This window comes from Pseudomonas cremoricolorata DSM 17059 = NBRC 16634 (assembly GCF_000425745.1).
Taxonomy (GTDB): domain Bacteria; phylum Pseudomonadota; class Gammaproteobacteria; order Pseudomonadales; family Pseudomonadaceae; genus Aquipseudomonas; species Aquipseudomonas cremoricolorata.
This window is the reverse complement of the sequence record NZ_AUEA01000002.1, coordinates 157,316-173,512: the sequence shown is the minus strand read 5'-3', so window position 1 is coordinate 173,512 and position 16,197 is coordinate 157,316. Positions and strand designations below refer to the sequence as shown.

The following is a 16,197-nucleotide window of genomic DNA, read 5'->3' as shown; positions in this document are numbered from 1 at the left end:
GGATGCGCAAACGAAAGCCTGGAGGCAAGGTTTATCTGGATGGATGTACAGTCTTTCAGGGATTTGCAGGAGCGGACCGCCCGCTCCTGCAACTCGCGCCCCGCAATCGGCGCGCGACAGCGTGGTTACTCGCGAACCATATCCACGTGGGGAATGCCGGCTTCGAGGAATTCCTCGCTGACCACACGAAAGCCCAGGCGCTCGTAGAACGAGGTTGCGTGCACCTGGGCACTGAGCCGCTGCGGCGCGAGCTGGCGGCGCTGGGCTTCGGCGATCACTGCCTGCATGAGCGCGTCGCCGACCTTCAGCCCGCGCCAGTCCTTGAGCACCGAAACACGGCCGATGGTGCCGTCAGCCAGCAGCCGGGCGGTGCCTATCGGGTAGTCGCCTTCCAGGGCCAGAAAGTGCACGGCGTCCTGGTCGTCGGCGTCCCACTCGAGCTCCGCTGGCACCTGCTGCTCGGCGACGAACACCGCCTCGCGGATGCGCCGCAGGTCGGCGTTGTCCTGCTGCCAGTCGGCCAGACGCACACGGATCTTATTCATCGGCGAATCCCAGGCTGCCTTGGGTGACCAGTTGGCAGACCAGCAGCATGGCTTCTTCGTCTTCGAGCCATGCAGCGAGGTTGTCGCTGTGCAGGGCATCGGCGGCGCAGATCAGCTTGAGCAGCTCACGCAGGTGGCCGGAGAGCAGGCGGCTCTGGCCGCTGGCGAACAGCACCAGGTTGTCTTCCATTTCCGACCAGGCCAGCCGCGCGCTCGGGTTGCGAATCAGCAGCGCGCCTTGCTCCAGGCTCTGGCGCAGGTCGTCTTCGCTGAGTTCTTCGCCCGTGACTTGCTCTGGGTAGCGCGGCTCGGTCATGAACTGGCCGAACCAGGTCAGCAGCAGGCGCTCGTCGCCCATGTGCTCGGCCAGCAGCGCCTTCAGGCGATCGAGGGCGTCATGCTGAATCTGATGCGGGTCGCTGACCGGCTGCGCATCGGCGTCGCTGTAGCGCTCTTCGTCGGGCAGGAACTGGCTGAGGAAGTCGGTGAAGTGGGTCAGCACTTCAGCGGCGCTCGGCGCGCGGAAACCGACCGAGTAGGTCAGGCAGGCGTTCTCGGCGATGCCGTAGTGGGCCAGGCGCGGCGGCAGATAGAGCATGTCGCCCGGTTCGAGCACCCACTCTTCACTCTGCTCGAAGTCGGCCAGGATGCGCAGGTCGGCATGGTCGAGCAGGGCGCTGTCGCTGTCGCACATCTGGCCGATTTTCCAGTTGCGCTTGCCGTGGCCTTGCAGCAGGAACACGTCGTAGTTGTCGAAATGCGGACCGACGCTGCCACCTGGGGCTGCGTAGCTGATCATCACGTCATCGATGCGCCAGCTGGGCAGGAAGCGGAAGTTTTCCAGCAGCTCGGCCACTTCGGGTACGAACTGGTCGACGGCCTGCACCAGCAAGGTCCAGTCACGCTCGGGCAGGTCGGCGAAGGCGTCTTCGGCGAACGGGCCGCGGCGCAGTTCCCACGGACGCTCGCCGTGCTCGAGCACCAGGCGCGACTCGACTTCTTCTTCCAGGGCCAGGCCGGCCAGCTCATCCGGGTCGATGGGGCTTTCGAAATCGCTGAACGCCTGGCGCACCAGCAGCGGCTTTTTCTGCCAGTAGTCACGCAGGAATTCACGGGCCGTCAAGCCGCCAAGCAGCTGCAGTGGAGTATCAGGATTCATCTTCAACCTATTGAAAAAATGTAGTTTTCGTCCGCGAATAAAAACGCCCGGCTAAGCCGGGCGTTGGCCGCATGGCATCGATCAGACGCGTTTGGCCTGGGCCACGGCGTTGCCGATGTAGCTGGCAGGGGTCAGTCGCTTGAGCTCGGCCTTGGCCTCGGCCGGCATGTCCAGGCCGTCGATGAAGCTCAGCAGGGCATCGGGGGTGATGCCTTTGCCACGGGTCAGCTCCTTGAGCTTCTCGTAGGGGTTGTCGATGTTGAAACGACGCATGACGGTCTGGATCGGCTCAGCCAGGACTTCCCAGCAGGCGTCCAGATCAGCGGCGATGCGCGCGGTGTTGATTTCCAGCTTGCCGATACCTTTGAGGCTGGCCTCGTAGGCGATCACGCTGTGGGCGAAGCCGACACCGAGGTTGCGCAGCACGGTGGAATCGGTGAGGTCACGCTGCCAGCGCGAGATCGGCAGCTTGCTCGCCAGGTGCTGGAACAGCGCGTTGGCGATGCCCAGGTTGCCTTCGGAGTTTTCGAAGTCGATCGGGTTGACCTTGTGCGGCATGGTCGAGGAGCCGATTTCGCCGGCAACGGTCTTCTGCTTGAAGTAGCCCAGCGAGATGTAGCCCCAGACATCGCGATCGAAGTCGATGAGGATGGTGTTGAAGCGGGCGATGGCATCGAACAGCTCGGCGATGTAGTCGTGCGGCTCGATCTGCGTGGTGTAGGGGTTGAACTGCAGGCCCAGCTCGTCTTCGATGAAGGCGCGGGCGTTGGCTTCCCAGTCGATCTGCGAGTAGGCCGAGAGGTGCGCGTTGTAGTTGCCCACGGCGCCGTTGATCTTGCCCAGCAGCGGCACGGCTGCGACTTGGGCGATCTGCCGCTCGAGGCGGTAGACGACGTTGGCCAGTTCCTTGCCCAGGGTGGTCGGCGAGGCCGGCTGACCGTGGGTGCGCGACAGCATCGGCACGTCGGCGTACTGGTGGGCGAGGGTGCGCAGGGCTTCGGCGATCTGGCGCATCAGCGGCAGCAGCACTTCGTCACGGCCGGCGCGCAGCATCAGCGCGTGGGACAGGTTGTTGATGTCTTCGCTGGTGCAGGCGAAGTGGATGAACTCGCTGACCTTGGCCAGCTCCGGCACGCCTGCGGCCTGCTCCTTGAGCAGGTATTCGATGGCCTTGACGTCGTGGTTGGTGGTGCGCTCGATTTCCTTGACCCGCTCGGCGTGGGCCAGCTGGAAGTCGGTGGCCAGGGTGTCGAGTACCGCATTGGCCTCGGCGGAGAAGGCCGGCACCTCATCGATCTGCGGGTGAGCGGCCAGGCGCTGCAGCCAGCGCACTTCCACCAGGGCGCGGAAACGGATCAGGCCGTATTCGCTGAAAATGGGGCGCAAGGCCTGGGTTTTGCCGGCGTAGCGGCCGTCTACAGGGGAAACCGCAGTGAGCGAGGAGAGCTGCATGGCGTGTTCTCGGACAGTCAGGCTTTTGGGGGCGCGTATCATACACGAAAAAGCAGCTGCGAGCTGCGAGCTCTGAGCTGCAAGCAGTGAGCGTCACGGCAGCACTGCCTGCTCGCCTCAGCCGCGCATCAGGTCGTACAGGGCGTTGAGCAGTTTGCGGCGGCTGAACACCAGCTGCCAGCGATGGCCGCCCAACTGGCGCCACAGGCGTGCCGAACGAATCCCGGCGAGCAGGATGGCGCGGATCTTCGAGGCGTTGTTAGCCTGTTGCAGGAAGCGTGTGTCGCCGTGCACCTGAATGCGTTGGCGGAAGGTACTGAGGGTGTCCTGGTACAGCGCGCCGCACGAGGCGATCACGTTGTCGTGGACCAGGCCGAAATGGTCGGCCTGGGATTGCACTTGCGGCAGGCGCTTGCCGATCACTTCCAACAGGTCGCCGCGCTTGGCCAGTTGCCGCTCCAGGCCCAGCATCGCCAGGGCGTAGCGCAGCGGTTCGCGCTGCAGGATGGCCGGATCGCGCTCCAGTGCACCGACCAGCGCGCGGTAACCGTCGCGCAGTTGCTGGTCGTTGCCGCCGAACACCTCCAGGGTGTCCTTGGGGTCGAGCACCAGCAGGCTGCCGAGCATGCAGCCCAGCGGCGCCTCGCCGACCTGGCCGGTGCGGGCGATCTGATCCACCAGTACGGCGGCCTGGAACACGCCGCCCAGCGCGATCAGCTGATCGTCAAGGTTGCTCATGGACGCGGGCTCCACGCTTCGGCCGCTTCGATGACGCCGCCGCCCAGGCACACCTCACCGTCGTAGAACACCACCGACTGGCCGGGTGTGACAGCGCGTTGCGGCTCATCGAACACCGCGCGGTAGCCGGCTTCGGTGCGCTCCAGCAGGCAGCGCTGATCGCCCTGGCGGTAGCGCACCTTGGCGCTCAGCTGGCGCGGCGCGCCGAGGTCGACCGGGTTGACCCAGAAGATCTCCGAGGCCAGCAGCGCACGCGAGAACAGCCATGGATGCTCATTGCCCTGACCGACCACCAGCACGTTGCGGGCAAGGTCTTTTTCCAGCACGTACCACGGTTCGTCGCCAGCATCCTTGAGGCCGCCGATGCCCAGCCCCTGACGTTGGCCGATGGTGTGGTACATCAGGCCGTGGTGCTGGCCGATCACCTCACCCTCGGTGGTCTGGATTTCACCGGGCTGGGCGGGCAGGTACTGTTTGAGGAAGTCGCTGAAACGGCGCTCGCCAATGAAGCAGATGCCGGTGGAGTCTTTCTTCTTGGCCGTAGCCAGGCCGTGCTTCTCGGCGATGGCGCGCACTTCAGGCTTTTCCAGCTCGCCGACCGGGAACAGCGTACGGGCGATTTCGTTGCCGCCCACGGCATGCAGGAAGTAGCTCTGGTCCTTGTTCGGGTCCAGGCCCTTGAGCAGCTCGGTGCGGCCTTCGGTGTCGCGACGACGCACATAGTGACCGGTGGCGATCAGGTCGGCACCCAGCGACAGGGCGTAGTCGAGGAAGGCTTTGAACTTGATTTCCCGGTTGCAGAGGATGTCCGGGTTGGGCGTGCGCCCGGCTTTATATTCTTCGAGGAAATGTTCGAAGACGTTGTCCCAGTATTCGGCGGCGAAGTTGGCGGTGTGCAGCTTGATGCCAATGCGGTCGCACACGGCCTGGGCGTCGGCGAGGTCCTCGCGGGCGGTGCAGTATTCGGTGCCGTCGTCTTCTTCCCAGTTCTTCATGAACAGCCCTTCCACCTGGTAGCCCTGCTCGAGCAGCAGGACGGCGGAAACGGACGAGTCCACGCCGCCGGACATGCCGACGATGACGCGGGTCTGGGCGGGTGCTTTGAGTGCTGGGTTGGTCATGATTACCGGCGTGTATCAGGGAAAAAACGCCGATTCTATCAGGCTGCTGGCTGCCCGTCAGTCGCGCAGCAACTGCAGGCTGTGCAGCGGGCCTGCCAGATAGTCGTCCAGGCAGCGTGGCACCAGCTCGCTGCGCCAGCGCTGCGGCTCGGCCAGCAGCTGCTCGCGAGTCAGCCACACGGCGCGGGTGATATCGCTGTCCAGGGCGCGATCGGGGTGATGGCGCACAGGCTTTGCGGCAAAGCAGATGCGCTGGTAGGTCACGCCGTTGCTCGGTGCGGTGTACAGGTAAATGCCCACCACGCCGGTGAGTTCGACGTCCCAGGCGGTTTCTTCGAGGGTTTCGCGCAGCGCGGCTTGGCTCAGGGTTTCATGGGCTTCCAGGTGCCCGGCCGGTTGGTTGAAAACCTGGCTGCCAGCCTTGAATTCTTCGACGAAAAGAAACTTGCCATCGTCCTCGACGACGGTGGCGACGGTGATATGCGGTTGCCAGTTCATGGGGACACCTTGGGCGCGTGAGTGTAAGAATCGTGTGCAACGTTCGCGGATAGTGAGCCCATAACGCACGAACCCCGGTGCGTGGCCGGGGTTCGTGGTTGTTGCAGCTCAGGCTTACAGGGCGGCGAGCGCGCTGTTGAAGGTCTGGCTTGGGCGCATCACTTTCTTGGTCAGCTCAGGGCTTGGCGCGTAGTAGCCGCCGATGTCGGCCGGCTTGCCTTGCACGGCGTTGAGCTCGGCGACGATAGCGGCTTCGTTCTCGCCCAGCACCTTGGCCAGCGGAGCGAAGCGCGCTTGCAGGGCGCTGTCGTCGTTTTGAGCTGCCAGGGCCTCGGCCCAGTACAGGGTCAGGTAGAAGTGGCTGCCACGGTTGTCGATGCCGCCGACCTTGCGCGAAGGCGACTTGTTGGTGTCGAGGAACTTGCCGGTGGCCTTGTCCAGGGTGCTGGCCAGCACCTTGGCGCGTGGGTTGTCGTAGACGTTGCCCAGGTGCTCCAGGGAAGCGGCCAGGGCGAGGAATTCACCCAGCGAATCCCAGCGCAGGAAGTTCTCTTCCACCAACTGTTGCACATGCTTGGGCGCCGAACCGCCAGCACCAGTTTCGAACAGACCGCCACCGCTCATCAGCGGCACGATCGACAGCATCTTGGCGCTGGTGCCCAGTTCCATGATCGGGAACAGGTCGGTCAGGTAGTCGCGCAGCACGTTGCCGGTCACCGAAATGGTGTCCTTGCCTTCACGGATACGAGCCAGAGAGAACTTGATCGCTTCGACCGGTTCGAGGATGCGGATGTCCAGGCCGCTGGTGTCGTGGTCCTTGAGGTACTTCTGGACTTTTTCGATCATCACCGCGTCGTGGGCGCGTGCCGGGTCGAGCCAGAACACCGCAGGGGTGTCGCTCAGGCGGGCACGGTTGACGGCCAGCTTGACCCAGTCCTGGATCGGCGCGTCCTTGGTCTGGCACATGCGGAAGATGTCACCGGCTTCGACGTTCTGCTCGAGAATCACCTTACCGCTGGCATCGACCACGCGCACCACGCCGTCGGCCTTGATCTGGAAGGTCTTGTCGTGCGAGCCGTACTCTTCGGCCTTCTGCGCCATCAGGCCGACGTTCGGCACGCTGCCCATGGTGGTCGGGTCGAAGGCGCCGTTGGCCTTGCAGTCTTCGATGGTGGCCTGGTAGATGCCGGCGTAGCAGCGGTCAGGAATGATCGCCTTGGCGTCCTGCAGTTCACCTGCGGCGTTCCACATCTTGCCCGAGTCACGGATCATCGCCGGCATCGAGGCGTCGACGATCACGTCGCTTGGCACATGCAGGTTGGTGATGCCCTTGTCGGAGTTGACCATGGCCAGGGACGGACGGTCGGCGTACAGGGTGTTGATGTCGGCTTCGATCTGCGCTTGCAGCTCGGCCGGAAGCTCTTTGATGCGGGCGTAGAGGTCGCCGATGCCATTGTTCGGGTTGAAACCGACGTCGGTCAGCGACGAGGCGTACTTCTTCAGCACTTCGCCATAGAAGGCTTCGACGATGATGCCGAACATGATCGGGTCGGAGACCTTCATCATGGTCGCCTTCAGGTGCACCGAGAGCAGCACGCCGGCGGCCTTGGCATCGGCGATCTGCTCGACGATGAAGGCTTGCAGGGCCTTGCGGCTCAAGGTGGCGCAGTCGACCACTTCAGCGGCCTTGACGGCGGTTTTTTCTTTCAGGACGGTGGTGTTGCCATCCTTGCCGATCAGTTCGATGCGCAGGCTGCCATCGGCTTCGATCAGCGCAGCTTTTTCGCTGCCGTAGAAGTCGCCGCTGGTCATGTGCGCCACGTGGGACTTCGAATCGGCGCTCCACGCGCCCATCTTGTGCGGGTGCTTGCGGGCGTAGTTCTTCACAGACAGCGGCGCGCGGCGGTCGGAGTTGCCTTCGCGCAGTACCGGGTTGACGGCGCTGCCCTTGATGCGGTCGTAACGGGCGCGCGACTCTTGCTCGGCGTCGGTGGACGGCTCATCGGCATAGTCGGGGATGGCGTAGCCCTGGGCCTGCAGTTCCTTGATCGCAGCCTTGAGCTGCGGAACCGACGCCGAGATGTTCGGCAGCTTGATGATGTTGGCTTCAGGCGTGGTTGCCAGTTGGCCCAGTTCCGCCAGGTGATCGGCTACCTGCTTCTCGGCACCCAGTTGCTCGGGGAACGCCGCGAGAATACGACCGGCCAGGGAGATGTCCCGGGTTTCGACGGCGATATCGGCACACGCCGTGAACGCCTCGATGACGGGCAGCAGTGAGTAGGTGGCGAGGGCGGGGGCTTCGTCGGTGAAGGTATAGATGATCTTGGAACGGGTGGGCATGCGGGTTAACTCTCTGTGTTGCTGCGCGAGCCCGTGTCTCGAAATGCGCTGGGTAGGCGCAGCGCCCAGCAAGGGCGTGGTCGAGCGGCCGCGAGCGGTGATGGTGGATGCATCATTCGAGCGTCAATGCTGGCGTGCGGTAACACGTCAGGCTTGTCCAGGTCAGGCGGCCATTGCCAGCCGGCCCGGGGTGGAGCGAGCCGCATATTCCAAGGGTTCGCCCCGATGACCCTACGGTCAGCGCCGGAGTATATCAAACCCATCGGCGTAATCAGCAAGGCCAAGTGCGATCGGGCTGCATATGCGACCAAAGACTGAGAGACAATGCGGTGCGTTGCCGCAGCGAATGCGCGGGTTCGAAGGGGGGATTTTGCGAAGGCTGGAACTGAACGAGGCGGCGCTCGAGCAGGGGAGTGCGGCGGGGTGACCGGCCAGTGATCGCCACTGGCCAGTCTGGCTAGGCTCACGCCTTGACGGCGTCTTCCTGAGCCCGGGCTTGAGCGCCCACGGCCTGGGTTGCGTTCGCCTCGGACCGGATCGAGCAAGCATGCGGGCCTTTCGGGCCTTCGATGATGTCGAAAAGCACTCGGTCGTTAGCTTTCAGAGATTTGTAACCATCTCCTACGATCTGGCTGTAATGGGCAAATATGTCACCCATTTCCTTGCCATCCGCTATCAGGAAACCAAACCCTTTGGCATTGTTGAACCACTTGACTTTACCGCTCGCCATCCCTACGTACCTCTGCAAAGGACTCCATCACTGGAGTATCATCCCGGTATCCGCCAGCCCATCGGCAAAAAACTGATTGACTGTGCGGAGCTTTTTACACCACGGTGAGTTCATATTGGTTGTAACACCGATTCAGCGTTAGTCAAGGTCACCCGGCGGCGCCTGCGCGGACCGTCTGGGCCGCGGACTCAACCCTCCAACCTGTCGATGTGATGAATTTCTTTCCATGCATGCACACAGCCAGACTCGTCTAACATTCAATCAGGATCCTCCGCACGAGCAGGAAGACGGCGCTTCGGGCCTGGCTGTCGAAGAGGCCAAGCCGATCCTGCAGGCACCACCGATGTACAAGGTGGTCTTGTTCAATGATGACTACACACCAATGGATTTCGTCGTCGAGGTGCTCGAGACGTTCTTCAGTTTGAACCGGGAGTTGGCCACCAAGATAATGCTGACCGTCCATACCGAAGGGCGCGCAGTGTGCGGCTTGTTTACCCGCGATATTGCCGAAACCAAGGCTATGCAGGTCAACCAGTACGCCAGGGAGAGCCAGCATCCGCTACTCTGTGAAATCGAGAAGGACGGTTAATCGCCGACCACTTGGGTATGAGGTGAAGCTATGTTGAACCGCGAACTCGAAGTCACCCTCAATCTGGCCTTCAAGGAGGCCCGCTCGAAACGTCATGAGTTCATGACCGTCGAGCATCTGCTGCTGGCGCTCCTTGACAATGAAGCCGCCGCTACCGTGCTGCGCGCCTGTGGCGCCAATCTGGACAAGCTCAAGCACGACCTGCAAGAGTTCATCGACTCCACCACCCCGCTGATTCCGGTTCACGATGAAGACCGTGAAACGCAACCGACCCTGGGTTTCCAGCGCGTTCTGCAACGCGCCGTGTTCCATGTGCAGAGCTCGGGCAAGCGTGAAGTCACCGGCGCCAACGTGCTGGTAGCGATTTTCAGCGAGCAGGAAAGCCAGGCCGTGTTCTTGCTCAAGCAGCAAAGCGTGGCCCGTATCGATGTGGTCAACTTCATCGCCCACGGCATCTCCAAGGTGCCAGGACACGGCGCCAGTTCCGATGGCGAGCAAGACATGCAGGACGAAGAGAGCGGCGAAGCCAGCTCGTCCAGCAACCCGCTCGATGCCTACGCCAGCAACCTCAACGAGCAGGCTCGTCAGGGGCGCATCGACCCGTTGGTCGGGCGTGAATCGGAAGTCGAGCGCGTCGCGCAGATCCTTGCCCGGCGGCGCAAGAACAACCCGCTGCTGGTCGGTGAGGCCGGTGTTGGCAAGACCGCCATCGCCGAAGGCCTGGCCAAGCGCATCGTCGATGGTCAGGTGCCTGATCTGCTCGCGCAGAGCGTGGTGTATTCGCTCGATCTTGGCGCGCTGCTGGCCGGCACCAAGTACCGCGGCGACTTCGAAAAACGCTTCAAGGCGCTGCTCGGTGAACTGCGCAAGCGGCCCCAGGCGATTTTGTTCATCGACGAGATTCACACCATCATCGGTGCCGGGGCGGCTTCAGGGGGCGTGATGGACGCTTCCAATCTGCTCAAGCCGCTGCTGTCGTCTGGTGAAATCCGCTGCATCGGCTCTACCACCTTCCAGGAGTTTCGCGGCATCTTCGAGAAAGACCGCGCGCTGGCGCGGCGCTTCCAGAAGGTCGACGTTTCCGAACCTTCGGTGGAAGACACCGTGGGCATCCTGCGCGGCCTGAAGGGGCGCTTCGAGAGCCACCACAACATCGAATACAGCGACGAGGCCCTGCGCGCCGCTGCCGAACTCGCTGCCCGTTACATCAACGATCGGCACATGCCCGACAAGGCCATCGACGTCATCGATGAAGCCGGTGCCTATCAGCGTCTACAACCTGAGGCCAATCGGGTCAAGCGCATCGATGTGCCCCAGGTCGAGGACATCGTCGCCAAGATCGCGCGGATTCCGCCAAAGCATGTCAGCAGCTCCGACAAGGAACTGCTGCGTAACCTGGAGCGCGACCTCAAGCTCACGGTGTTCGGTCAGGACCAGGCCATCGATGCCCTGGCAACGGCAATCAAACTGTCGCGGGCTGGCCTCAAGTCGCCTGACAAGCCGGTTGGCTCGTTCCTCTTCGCTGGCCCTACCGGGGTGGGTAAAACCGAGGCGGCGCGGCAGTTGGCCAAGTCGCTTGGGGTCGAGCTGGTGCGTTTCGACATGTCCGAATACATGGAGCGCCACACCGTTTCGCGCCTGATCGGTGCGCCGCCAGGCTACGTCGGTTTCGATCAGGGTGGTCTGCTGACCGAGGCCATCACCAAGCAGCCCCATTGCGTACTGCTGCTCGATGAAATCGAAAAAGCGCATCCGGAAGTCTTCAACCTGCTGCTGCAGGTCATGGACCACGGCACGCTGACCGACAACAACGGGCGCAAGGCCGACTTCCGCAACGTGATTCTGATCATGACCACCAACGCCGGCGCCGAGACCGCAGCGCGCGCCTCGATCGGCTTCACCCATCAGGACCACGCCTCCGATGCCATGGAGGTCATTCGCAAGAGCTTCACGCCGGAATTCCGCAACCGCCTGGATACCATCATCCAGTTCGGTCGTCTCTCCCACGAGACCATCAAGAGCATCGTCGACAAGTTCCTCATCGAGCTTCAGGCGCAGCTGGAAGACAAGCGGGTGCTGCTGGAAGTCAGCGAAGAGGCGCGGGGCTGGCTGGCGAGTTCTGGCTACGATGTGCAGATGGGCGCGCGGCCGATGGGTCGTCTGATTCAGGACAAGATCAAGCGGCCATTGGCCGAAGAGATCCTGTTCGGCGAATTGGCCGAGCATGGGGGTGTGGTTCACGTCGAGCTGCGCGATGGCGAGCTGGTCTTCGATTTCGAAACCACCGCTGAAGTCGCCTGACGTGCTACCGGGGCTCATTGGGCCCCGGTTCAGCCCCTCATCGATGACGCATAAAAAACCCGGCTCGATGGCCGGGTTTTTTCATGGCTTGGCTTAGCGGGCGCGGTAGGTGATGCGGCCCTTGCTCAAGTCGTACGGCGTCAGTTCGACGCGCACTTTGTCGCCAGTAAGAATACGGATGTAGTTCTTGCGCATCTTTCCGGAGATGTGCGCGGTCACGACGTGCCCGTTTTCCAACTCCACGCGGAACATGGTGTTGGGCAGGGTGTCGACGACAGTACCTTCCATTTCGAAGCTGTCTTCTTTCGACATTCAGTAGAGCCCTCGGTATACAGTTGACCGCCCCCTGCATGAAAGGCAGCGGGCAAAAAAGTGGCGTGGATTATGCCCGAAAAGTGCAGGTGCAGCCACTGCTTTCAGTTGACAGTGACCCAGCGCTGGTTGATGAGCAGTTCGATAGGCCGATACTGCGTCTTGTAATTCATCTTCTGGCAGTTCTTGATCCAGTAGCCCAGATAGACCGCTTCCAGGTTTTGCCGCAGGCTTTCGCCGATCTGCCAGAGAATGGCGAAGCGGCCCAGGCTACGGCGTTCCTCACTCGGGTCGTAGAAGGTGTAAACCGCCGACAGCCCATTGGGCAGGACGTCGCAGACCGCGACGGCGACCAGGCGTCCGTTGAGGCGAAACTCGTAAAACCAGCAGAACGGCAGATCGCGCACCAGGAACGTCGAGAATTGCTCACGGCTGGGCGGGAACATGTCGCCATCGGCGTGGCGCTGTTCGATGTAGCGCCGGTACAGCTCGAAATATTCCTCTTTGAAAGCAGGGCGCGTCGCGCGCACGCTGATGTCCTGGTTGCGCTTGAGAATGCGCCGTTGCTGGCGGTTGGGGATGAACCTGGCGGCCGGGATGCGCGCCGGTATGCAGGCATTGCACTGTTGGCAATGCGGCCGGTAGAGGTGATCGCCGCTGCGGCGAAAGCCCATGTCCGACAGATCGGCATAGACATGCACATCCATCGGCTGGCTGGGGTCGAGGAACAGCGTGGTGGCCTGTTGCTCGGGCAGGTAGCTGCAGGAATGAGGTTGAGTGGCATAGAACTTCAAGCGCGCCAGCTCTGTCATGATCTACCCCTCCTGTGTGATGCCGTCGATTAAGTGTATGCCAGTCGCAAGGCGCATGCTCAGACGTGCCAGCGCATGCCGTTGGGCTGGTCGCAGTACTCGCGCAGAGACTGCGCGAACTGGCTGCGGCTGATGGCGCGGGCGCCGAAGCTGTGCAGATGCTGGGAGGGCATCTGGCAGTCGATAAATATGAAACCTGCGGCGCGCAGGTGTTCAACCAAGGTTGCGAAGCCGACCTTGGAGGCGTTGTCGGCGCGGCTGAACATCGATTCGCCGAAGAATAGCCGGCCCATGGCCAGGCCATACAACCCACCGACCAGCTCGCCATCGGCCCAGACCTCGACCGAGTGGGCCACGCCCTGGGCATGCAGCTGGCAATAGGCCGCCTGCATGCCGGCGGTGATCCAGGTGCCATCGGCGTAACTGCGCGGCGCGGCGCAGGCGGCGATGACCGCAGCGAAGTCGTTGTCGAAGGTCACCTGGTAGCGGCCCTGGCGCATGAGCTTGGCCAATGAGCGCGACACGCGCAGCTCGTCGGTGAACAGTACCGTGCGCGGATCGGGCGCCCACCACAGAATCGGCTGGCCATCCTGGTACCAGGGGAAGCAGCCATGTCGGTAGGCCTGGACCAGGCGCTCGGCACTCAGGTCGCCGCCGGCGGCCAGCAAGCCGTTGGGTTCGCGCAGCGCTTTTTCCAGCGGTGGGAAGGTCAGGGAGTCGCGATTGAGCCAGGTCAGCATGATCGTCAGGCGGCAGGGGAGGGGAGAACCCGCAGCATGGCGGCAGCGGCCAAGCAGGTCAACGCCTGAACCAAAGCCTCTGGGCTGGGGTTTATTCCCACTTGACGACGCTAATCGGCACCATCTGCCACATTTGCTGTCACACCTGTGCAAAAACACAGCATAAGCCTTTGTCACGCAAGACAATGCGTGCTCAAATTGGCCCTTATCGGAAATCGTTCACCGTTGATGCCCCGTTGGCGACCTGTCATGGCGGCAGGTGGGCAGTAATGTTAAAAGTAGTGGACATCGGCCAGTGCCCGGCTGAGCACTAGTGAACGCGCAGCCTGCGCAGGAATACACGCGTTTTGAAAAAAACCACCGCAACCCCGACCCCTCTGCCCGTGCCGCTATGGCGCCAGCAGATGCATTACCGGCTCAAGGAAGGTGCACTGATTGCCGTCGGCGCGCTGTGCCTGTACCTGTGGATGGCGCTGCTCACCTACGATGCCGCCGACCCAGGCTTCAGCCACACCAGCAACGTCGACCAGGTGCAGAATGCCGCTGGCCGCGCCGGTGCCTACTTCGCCGATGTGATGTTCATGGTGCTGGGCTATTTCGCCTATATCTTCCCCTTGCTGCTGGCGATCAAGACCCTGCAGATCTTCCGTGACCGCCACCAGCCCTGGCAGTGGAGCGGCTGGCTGTTCTCCTGGCGGCTGATCGGCCTGGTGTTCCTGGTGCTGTCGGGCGCGGCGCTGGCGCACATCCACTTCCACCCAACTGCCAATCTGCCGTTCGCAGCCGGTGGGGCGTTGGGCGAAGGGCTGGGTGAGCTGGCCCGCAGCCTGCTGAACGTGCAGGGCAGCACCCTGATGTTCATCGCACTGTTCCTGTTCGGCCTGACCGTGTTCACCGACCTGTCGTGGTTCAAGGTGATGGACATGACCGGCAAGATCACCCTCGACCTGTTCGAGCTGCTGCAGGGCGCGGCCAGCCGCTGGTGGGAGGCGCGCAACGAGCGCAAGCGTCTGCACGCGCAGTTGCGTGAGGTGGACGAGCCAGTACTGAACACCCCCGCAGAACGCCGTGAGCCGAGCAAGGCACGAGAGCGCGTGGCCGACCGCGAGCCGGTGCCGAGCAAGCCCGTTGCCGCCATCGCCAGCGCCGCTGCCAAGGAAGCGCCGGCGCCCCGCGAGGTGGTGGTGGCGCGCGAGACCGTGGTTGCCCGTGAGCCTGCGCCGGTCGTGGCCCGCGAGAACAAACCGGCACCTGTGATCATCCCGCCGTCGAGCAAGGCGCCCGAGCCGGTCAAGCGTGTGGTGGCCGAGAAGCCCCAGGCGCCGGTGGTCGACACCGCCATGCAAGGCACCTTGCCGCCGATCTCCATCCTCGATCAGGCCGAAGAGAAAAAAATCGAGTACTCGCCCGAGTCGCTGGCAGGCGTGGGCAATCTGCTGGAAATCAAGCTCAAGGAATTCGGTGTCGAGGTCACGGTGGACTCGATCCATCCGGGCCCTGTGATTACCCGCTACGAAATTCAGCCGGCCGCAGGGGTCAAGGTCAGCCGCATCGCAAACCTCGCCAAGGACCTGGCGCGCTCACTGGCAGTGACCAGCGTGCGGGTGGTCGAGGTGATTCCCGGCAAGACCACGGTGGGTATCGAGATTCCCAACGACAACCGGCAGATCGTGCGCTTCTCCGAGGTGCTTTCGTCCAATCTGTTCGATGAGTCGAAATCGCCAGTGGCCCTGGCCCTGGGCCATGACATCGGTGGCAAACCGGTGATCACCGACCTTGCGAAGATGCCGCACCTGCTGGTGGCCGGTACCACAGGCTCCGGTAAATCGGTGGGGGTCAACGCGATGATCCTGTCGATCCTGTTCAAGTCGGGCCCTGAAGATGCGCGGCTGATCATGATCGACCCGAAAATGCTCGAGCTGTCCATCTACGAAGGCATTCCGCACCTGCTGTGCCCGGTGGTCACCGACATGAAGGACGCCGCCAACGCCCTGCGCTGGAGCGTTGCCGAGATGGAGCGCCGCTACAAGCTGATGGCGGCCATGGGCGTGCGCAACCTGGCAGGCTTCAACCGCAAGATCAAAGACGCCGAAGCTGCGGGTGAAATCATCCATGACCCGCTGTATCGCCGCGAAAGCATGGACGATGAACCACCGGCGCTGAAGCCCCTGCCCACCATCGTCGTCGTGGTCGACGAATTCGCCGACATGATGATGATCGTCGGCAAGAAGGTCGAAGAGCTGATTGCGCGCATCGCGCAGAAAGCGCGGGCTGCCGGTATCCACCTGATCCTCGCCACCCAGCGACCGTCGGTGGACGTGATTACCGGCCTGATCAAGGCCAACATCCCCACGCGCATGGCGTTCCAGGTGTCGAGCAAGATCGACTCGCGGACCATCATCGACCAGGGCGGCGCCGAGCAGTTGCTGGGCCACGGTGACATGCTCTACATGCCGCCGGGCACCAGCCTGCCGATTCGGGTGCATGGTGCCTTCGTCTCCGACGATGAGGTGCACCGCGTGGTCGAGGCGTGGAAACAGCGTGGCGCCCCGGATTACAACGACGACATCCTCAACGGCGTCGAGGAGGCCGGCAGCGGCTTCGAAGGCGGCGGCGGTGGCGATGGCGACGATGCCGAAACCGACGCGTTGTACGACGAAGCCGTACAGTTCGTTCTGGAAAGCCGCCGTGCATCGATTTCCGCCGTGCAGCGCAAGCTCAAGATCGGTTACAACCGCGCCGCGCGAATGATCGAATCGATGGAAATGGCCGGCGTGGTCACGCCCATGAACAGCAACGGCTCGCGGGAAGTGATTGCCCCCGGCGGCCCGCGCGATTGATGATCTACCTGCCGGGCGCC

14 protein-coding genes are annotated in these 16,197 nt (G+C 62.9%); 3 read left to right on the top strand and 11 right to left on the bottom strand.

The window, feature by feature from the left end:
- Nucleotides 1–125: 125 nt before the first annotated feature.
- The 8 genes from H618_RS0103245 to H618_RS0103210 all read right to left on the bottom strand — a co-directional run bounded on the left by H618_RS0103245 (nt 126) and on the right by H618_RS0103210 (nt 8,583).
- The gene (locus tag H618_RS0103245; RefSeq protein ID WP_028693700.1) at nt 126–545 is read right to left on the bottom strand and encodes a GNAT family N-acetyltransferase; all 420 of its coding nucleotides are present in this window, start codon (nt 543–545) and stop codon (nt 126–128) included.
- On the bottom strand, nt 538–1,704 hold the full coding sequence (locus tag H618_RS0103240) for a ribosomal protein uL16 3-hydroxylase (RefSeq protein ID WP_028693699.1): 1,167 nt from the start codon (nt 1,702–1,704) through the stop codon (nt 538–540). The genes H618_RS0103245 and H618_RS0103240 overlap by 8 nt, the downstream gene beginning before the upstream one ends.
- 81 nt (nt 1,705–1,785) lie before the next feature.
- On the bottom strand, nt 1,786–3,156 hold the full coding sequence (purB, locus tag H618_RS0103235) for an adenylosuccinate lyase (protein ID WP_028693698.1): 1,371 nt from the start codon (nt 3,154–3,156) through the stop codon (nt 1,786–1,788).
- A gap of 117 nt (nt 3,157–3,273) precedes the next feature.
- Nucleotides 3,274–3,894, bottom strand: a complete 621-nt coding sequence (hflD, locus tag H618_RS0103230; RefSeq protein ID WP_028693697.1) for a high frequency lysogenization protein HflD — start codon at nt 3,892–3,894, stop codon at nt 3,274–3,276.
- Nucleotides 3,891–5,015: a tRNA 2-thiouridine(34) synthase MnmA gene (gene mnmA / locus H618_RS0103225; protein WP_028693696.1), complete on the bottom strand. Its 1,125-nt coding sequence runs from the start codon at nt 5,013–5,015 to the stop codon at nt 3,891–3,893. Before mnmA ends, hflD begins: the two co-directional genes overlap by 4 nt.
- A 57-nt stretch (nt 5,016–5,072) precedes the next feature.
- The gene (locus H618_RS0103220; protein ID WP_028693695.1) at nt 5,073–5,513 is read right to left on the bottom strand and encodes an NUDIX hydrolase; all 441 of its coding nucleotides are present in this window, start codon (nt 5,511–5,513) and stop codon (nt 5,073–5,075) included.
- 114 nt (nt 5,514–5,627) lie between these two features.
- Complete coding sequence (locus tag H618_RS0103215) at nt 5,628–7,853, bottom strand: NADP-dependent isocitrate dehydrogenase (RefSeq protein ID WP_028693694.1); 2,226 nt, start codon at nt 7,851–7,853, stop codon at nt 5,628–5,630.
- A 463-nt stretch (nt 7,854–8,316) separates the two neighbouring features.
- Nucleotides 8,317–8,583 carry a cold shock domain-containing protein gene (locus H618_RS0103210; RefSeq protein WP_028693693.1) on the bottom strand — a complete coding sequence of 89 codons (267 nt, stop codon included), beginning with the start codon at nt 8,581–8,583 and terminating at the stop codon, nt 8,317–8,319.
- Between the two features lie 226 nt (nt 8,584–8,809).
- On the opposite strand from H618_RS0103210, the gene clpS reads away from it, so the two are divergent.
- Both clpS and clpA read left to right on the top strand, forming a co-directional pair.
- Entirely contained in the window at nt 8,810–9,172 is a 363-nt protein-coding gene (gene clpS / locus H618_RS0103205) for an ATP-dependent Clp protease adapter ClpS (RefSeq protein WP_028693692.1), read from the top strand.
- A gap of 30 nt (nt 9,173–9,202) precedes the next feature.
- Nucleotides 9,203–11,473: an ATP-dependent Clp protease ATP-binding subunit ClpA gene (gene clpA, locus H618_RS0103200; protein WP_028693691.1), complete on the top strand. Its 2,271-nt coding sequence runs from the start codon at nt 9,203–9,205 to the stop codon at nt 11,471–11,473.
- Nucleotides 11,474–11,566: 93 nt separating this feature from the next.
- On the opposite strand, the gene infA is transcribed toward clpA, so the two are convergent.
- From infA to aat, 3 genes are all read right to left on the bottom strand, one after another.
- A complete protein-coding gene (gene infA / locus H618_RS0103195; protein ID WP_002553999.1) occupies nt 11,567–11,785 on the bottom strand; it encodes a translation initiation factor IF-1 in 219 nt (72 codons plus the stop codon).
- Nucleotides 11,786–11,889: 104 nt separating this feature from the next.
- Nucleotides 11,890–12,597: an arginyltransferase gene (locus tag H618_RS0103190; protein ID WP_028693690.1), complete on the bottom strand. Its 708-nt coding sequence runs from the start codon at nt 12,595–12,597 to the stop codon at nt 11,890–11,892.
- Nucleotides 12,598–12,656: 59 nt separating this feature from the next.
- Complete coding sequence (gene aat / locus H618_RS0103185) at nt 12,657–13,337, bottom strand: leucyl/phenylalanyl-tRNA--protein transferase (RefSeq protein ID WP_028693689.1); 681 nt, start codon at nt 13,335–13,337, stop codon at nt 12,657–12,659.
- Nucleotides 13,338–13,684: 347 nt separating this feature from the next.
- On the opposite strand from aat, the gene H618_RS0103180 reads away from it, so the two are divergent.
- Complete coding sequence (locus H618_RS0103180; RefSeq protein ID WP_028693688.1) at nt 13,685–16,177, top strand: DNA translocase FtsK; 2,493 nt, start codon at nt 13,685–13,687, stop codon at nt 16,175–16,177.
- Nucleotides 16,178–16,197: the final 20 nt, after the last annotated feature.